Source organism: Achromobacter sp. 18P8.1.1 (genome assembly GCF_057799415.1).
The window spans coordinates 1-3,728 of the sequence record NZ_JBYOKH010000094.1 but is presented as its reverse complement, the minus strand read 5'-3'; the positions used below and the strand labels follow the sequence as shown (position 1 = coordinate 3,728).

Annotated in this window: 4 protein-coding genes; all 4 read left to right on the top strand. The window is 55.2% G+C overall.

Annotated features, from left to right (window positions below; translation table 11 throughout):
- The coding region (locus AC27VE_RS30675) for a hemagglutinin repeat-containing protein (protein WP_488705851.1) at positions 1–615 on the top strand (615 nt) is incomplete at its 5' end.
- A gap of 322 nt (positions 616–937) precedes the next feature.
- The gene (locus tag AC27VE_RS30670) at positions 938–1,918 is read left to right on the top strand and encodes a putative toxin (RefSeq protein WP_488705850.1); all 981 of its coding nucleotides are present in this window, start codon (positions 938–940) and stop codon (positions 1,916–1,918) included.
- Positions 1,919–1,924: 6 nt separating this feature from the next.
- Positions 1,925–2,671, top strand: a complete 747-nt coding sequence (locus AC27VE_RS30665) for a hypothetical protein (RefSeq protein WP_488705849.1) — start codon at positions 1,925–1,927, stop codon at positions 2,669–2,671.
- Positions 2,672–2,838: 167 nt separating this feature from the next.
- Positions 2,839–3,624: a hemagglutinin repeat-containing protein gene (locus AC27VE_RS30660; RefSeq protein ID WP_488705848.1), complete on the top strand. Its 786-nt coding sequence runs from the start codon at positions 2,839–2,841 to the stop codon at positions 3,622–3,624.
- Positions 3,625–3,728: the final 104 nt, after the last annotated feature.

Sequence of the window (3,728 nt, the reverse complement as noted above, 5' to 3'; positions counted from 1 at the left end):
GCCGCGCAGGTCTCCGTCAAGGACGACGCGCGCCTGCAGGCAGGCCGCGACATCGCCTTGGAGACGCTTACCGAAAGCCACGGTGAATCTCTGGTCCTGAACGCCAGGAACCGCCACGACTTGAGCACAAGCACGGAGATCGGCTCGACCCTCGCCGCGGGCGGCAACCTCACGATGATCGCGGGCCAGGACGTCAATGCGCGTGCGGCCGAAGTCACCGCTGGCAAGCAGCTCGCCGTGGGGGCAGGGCGCGACATCAACCTGATCGCCGGGGCAGAAACCGGATCGGCTTACGACGAGGTCCGCTACAAGACCACAGGCTTCCTCTCGTCCAAGACCACGCACACCAAGACAGCCCTCGACTGGGAACAGTCCCTGGCGACGACCTTCACGGGCGACACCGCCGTGCTGATGGCCGGACGCGACTTGACCGTGGCGGGCTCGAACGTTGGCGCGCAGAAGGACCTGGTGATGTCGGCCGACCGCGACGTCAACATCCTGGCCGGCCAGAATGCCGAGGACGGCTACGACTACAAGGCAGTTTTTGACGAATCGGGCGAAGGAACTCGACGCTCTAAAGGCGCGGGCAAAGGACAAAACGCTGTCCCAAACTGAGCGCGATCAAGCCGCCGCAGCTGCGGAGAAGCTGGATAGTGAGTGGGGGCCGTCTGGGTCTTACCGCCGTGTTGTCGGCGCGATATCAGCGGGTGCGGCTGGCAATGTGACAGGTGGCACTGGTGCCTTCGTGCAAGCAGCCGCAGTGAACTATCTCCAGGGTCTAGGCGCATCGCAAGTTAAGAAACTCGCCGATTCCATGGGGGGGGGACCAGATTCGGAGGCGGCGCGTGCCCTTCTGCACGGGATCGTGGGATGTGCAGGGGCTGCGGTTAGCAGCGGCAATTGTTCCTCCGGTGCATTGGGGGCTGCAGCGAGTTCCGTGGTCGCTAAGCTGATAGGCATGGTTGCGGGAGAAGAGTTGTCCGCGGAAGAACGTGAAGCGCGAGGCAATTTGGTCGCCAGTATTGTGGCCGGCATATCCGACGCAACTTCGATGGATACCACTACTAGCACCCTTGCGGCGGTCACGGAGTTGACAAATAACGCCCTGACTTTGTCCGACCTGCAGCGATTCGGAGCAGAGGCCTCCACTTGCGAAGCGTTTGGCAATTGCGATGAAGTACAGGAGAAGTTTCGAAAGCTAAGCATCGAAACCCAAGAAACCATGATCGCGGTGTGTGCGGCTGACGCGAACGCCTGCCGGGAACGCTATGGTGATTTTGTCGAGCAAGTGACAGAGTATCGGGAGGAACTAGATAAGTTAAGTGGCATGGACCTTCCTGCCGGCCGTCGGAATGATGTTGCCATATACTTCCTGCACAACGCTGACGCGGTCAGTATGGTTCTGCATACTGAAATCGCCGCTGATCTTCAGAAGAGATATGGGATAAGTTCTGAGGCGGCCATAAGACTGGTGGCGGCTGCGAGTGCAGTGGCTGGGTCGATTAAGGGTGTAAAAGCGAAAGATGTTGTAGGCGGAGTGCCTCAGGTCACCCTTAATCGTCAAAGTGGCGTTGCGTTTGAGCGCCAAGTGACAGAGGCGTTAGGGCATGTTGGTGGGGTGAAGAATACTAATCCGGTAACCGTTCATCTGCCTAACGGCGTGCAGGTAACAACAATTCCTGATCTGTGGGGAACAAACGTCGGGGGACTTTTGGAGGTTAAGAATGTCCAAAACCTTTCAATGTCTAACCAGTTGCGGGCACAAATTCAAGTTGCAACTGCAATGGGTCAGCCGTTGAATCTTGTTGTGAGCCCTAAGACAAATAATATATCTGGAGAACTTTTGCGCCAAGTAAGAGGTACCGGTGGCGATGTGTTCAGATATAATCCTACTACCGGTGATTTAACGAAGTTTTGATGGCTTATGAAATCATATATACAAATAGCGATTCGAACAAAATCCGATACCATTGATTGGGGTGTGGGCGAAGAGCTCATTGATTCGTTGAATCTGAGCGGAGGGTGGCTGCATCCTGAACAGGTATCACACAATGCGGATAAGTTTTCGGAGCTTTTTTTGGGAAAGAGTTCGTGTGAGAATATTTGGGCCTCTAAAGCTTCATTGCGCTTAAATGGAATTTTGTCGGATTTTTACCAAGACTTTGCGTGGCGAAGAAAGAAGACTCTAAAATCGTCTGGCAGTGTTGTTCACACATCTCGAAATAATCGAGGGCAAGTCGTTCCTGGGACCATTACCTTAAAGGCTGACTATAGCGATAAGGTTGATTGGTATTCACTCTTCAGAGTGTGGTGTGAAATTTTCTCTCCTCAGCTTGGTATGGTGCATCTATTTACTAGCCCCGAACTGGCTCCTGCTGATAAGAATGGCAGTTTCCAAATCGGTTCATTCAATGCTGCATTAGAACCAGATATTCCGAATGTGGGGTGGGGTATGTTTTACGGCGACGAATTTGCTCGAGAGGTCAATGTCGTTAAAGTCGCCGCGGCAGGTTTTCGTATTGATGAGCTAGGGGGCGGTTATTTGGTGAGGGTTACAGAAAATATCAGCGACGTTGCAAACGACTTTTTGTCGTTCTCGAAAAGCCGTTCTGAGCTTCGGAATTTGTTTCCAGAGGGTTTTTTTTTAATTAATAACGAACCTTTAGTTTGAGATGGCCAGCAGCGACGCCGCATCGGTGCTGTTTTAGCTTTCACTCATCGTGAACGTTTGGTTGATGTTGGCTCTTTCGGCAACGTAAGCAGCGATATGGTCGGCCTATATTTCCGATCGTAAACCTCAGAGTCAGACTACATTTTCGAAGTCAGCGCTCGCGGCATTTGTCGCTGGTTTCGGGGCGTGACACCACACTTGTGGGCGCGCAGGCGCGGGCCGAGAGCATCATTGCCGACATTGGCCGCAACCTGACCATTGCCAGCCAGCAAGATACGGAACGCTACAACGCCAAGCAGAAGCAAGCCAACGCAGGTGGCAGCTTCAGCTTCGGCTCCATGACCGGCAACGCCTATGTTGGCGCCAGCACGGGCAAGACCAAGTCGAACTATGACAGCGTCATCGAGCAGTCCGGACTGTATGCAGGTTCTGGAGGCTTCGATATCTACGTGGACAAGCACACCCAGCTTGACGGCGCGGTAATCGCCAGCGATGCGGAAGCGGCGAAGAACAGACTGTCGACGGAAACCCTTGACTTTAGTGATCTGAAGAACAAAACCGAGTACAAGTCCACCACCGTTGGCGTGAACGTGGGCATGTCGGGGGCATTCGACGTTGCTAATAAAGGCGGCGCAAACAAGGCCGGCCCTTCGGGTTTCAGCTTGGGCCAAACCAGTGGCAGCGATTCCGGCACTACCTATGCGGCGATTGCTCCGGGCTTAATCGAGGTGCGTGTGGACAAGGGCAGCGGCCGGGACAGCACAGCTGGCCTCAGCCGGGACACCGCGGGCGCGAATGGCAGCATCCGGCAGATCTTGAGACGTCGCAGAACTGGGGGCAGGTCGCAATACCCGCTGTTGGCGTGGCAGCTAGAGCGTGCGCGGCGATGGGGATCTGTTATCGGGCAGTCACCTATGTGTCGGACAAGATCGTCTACGTTGCGGTCCAAATGAAGGATGGCGCCATCTATGTGGGAACGGCGGCGCTGGTGGGGGTTACAGCAGCGTCCGACGCCGTAGGAGACTGGGTATCGGAATTCGTGGGTAGCGCTGTGGGG

Excerpts from the sequence above, each read along its gene's own strand:
- AC27VE_RS30665 (WP_488705849.1), top strand. The coding sequence starts at position 1,925 with ATGAAATCATATATACAAATAGCGATTCGAACAAAATCCGATACCATT.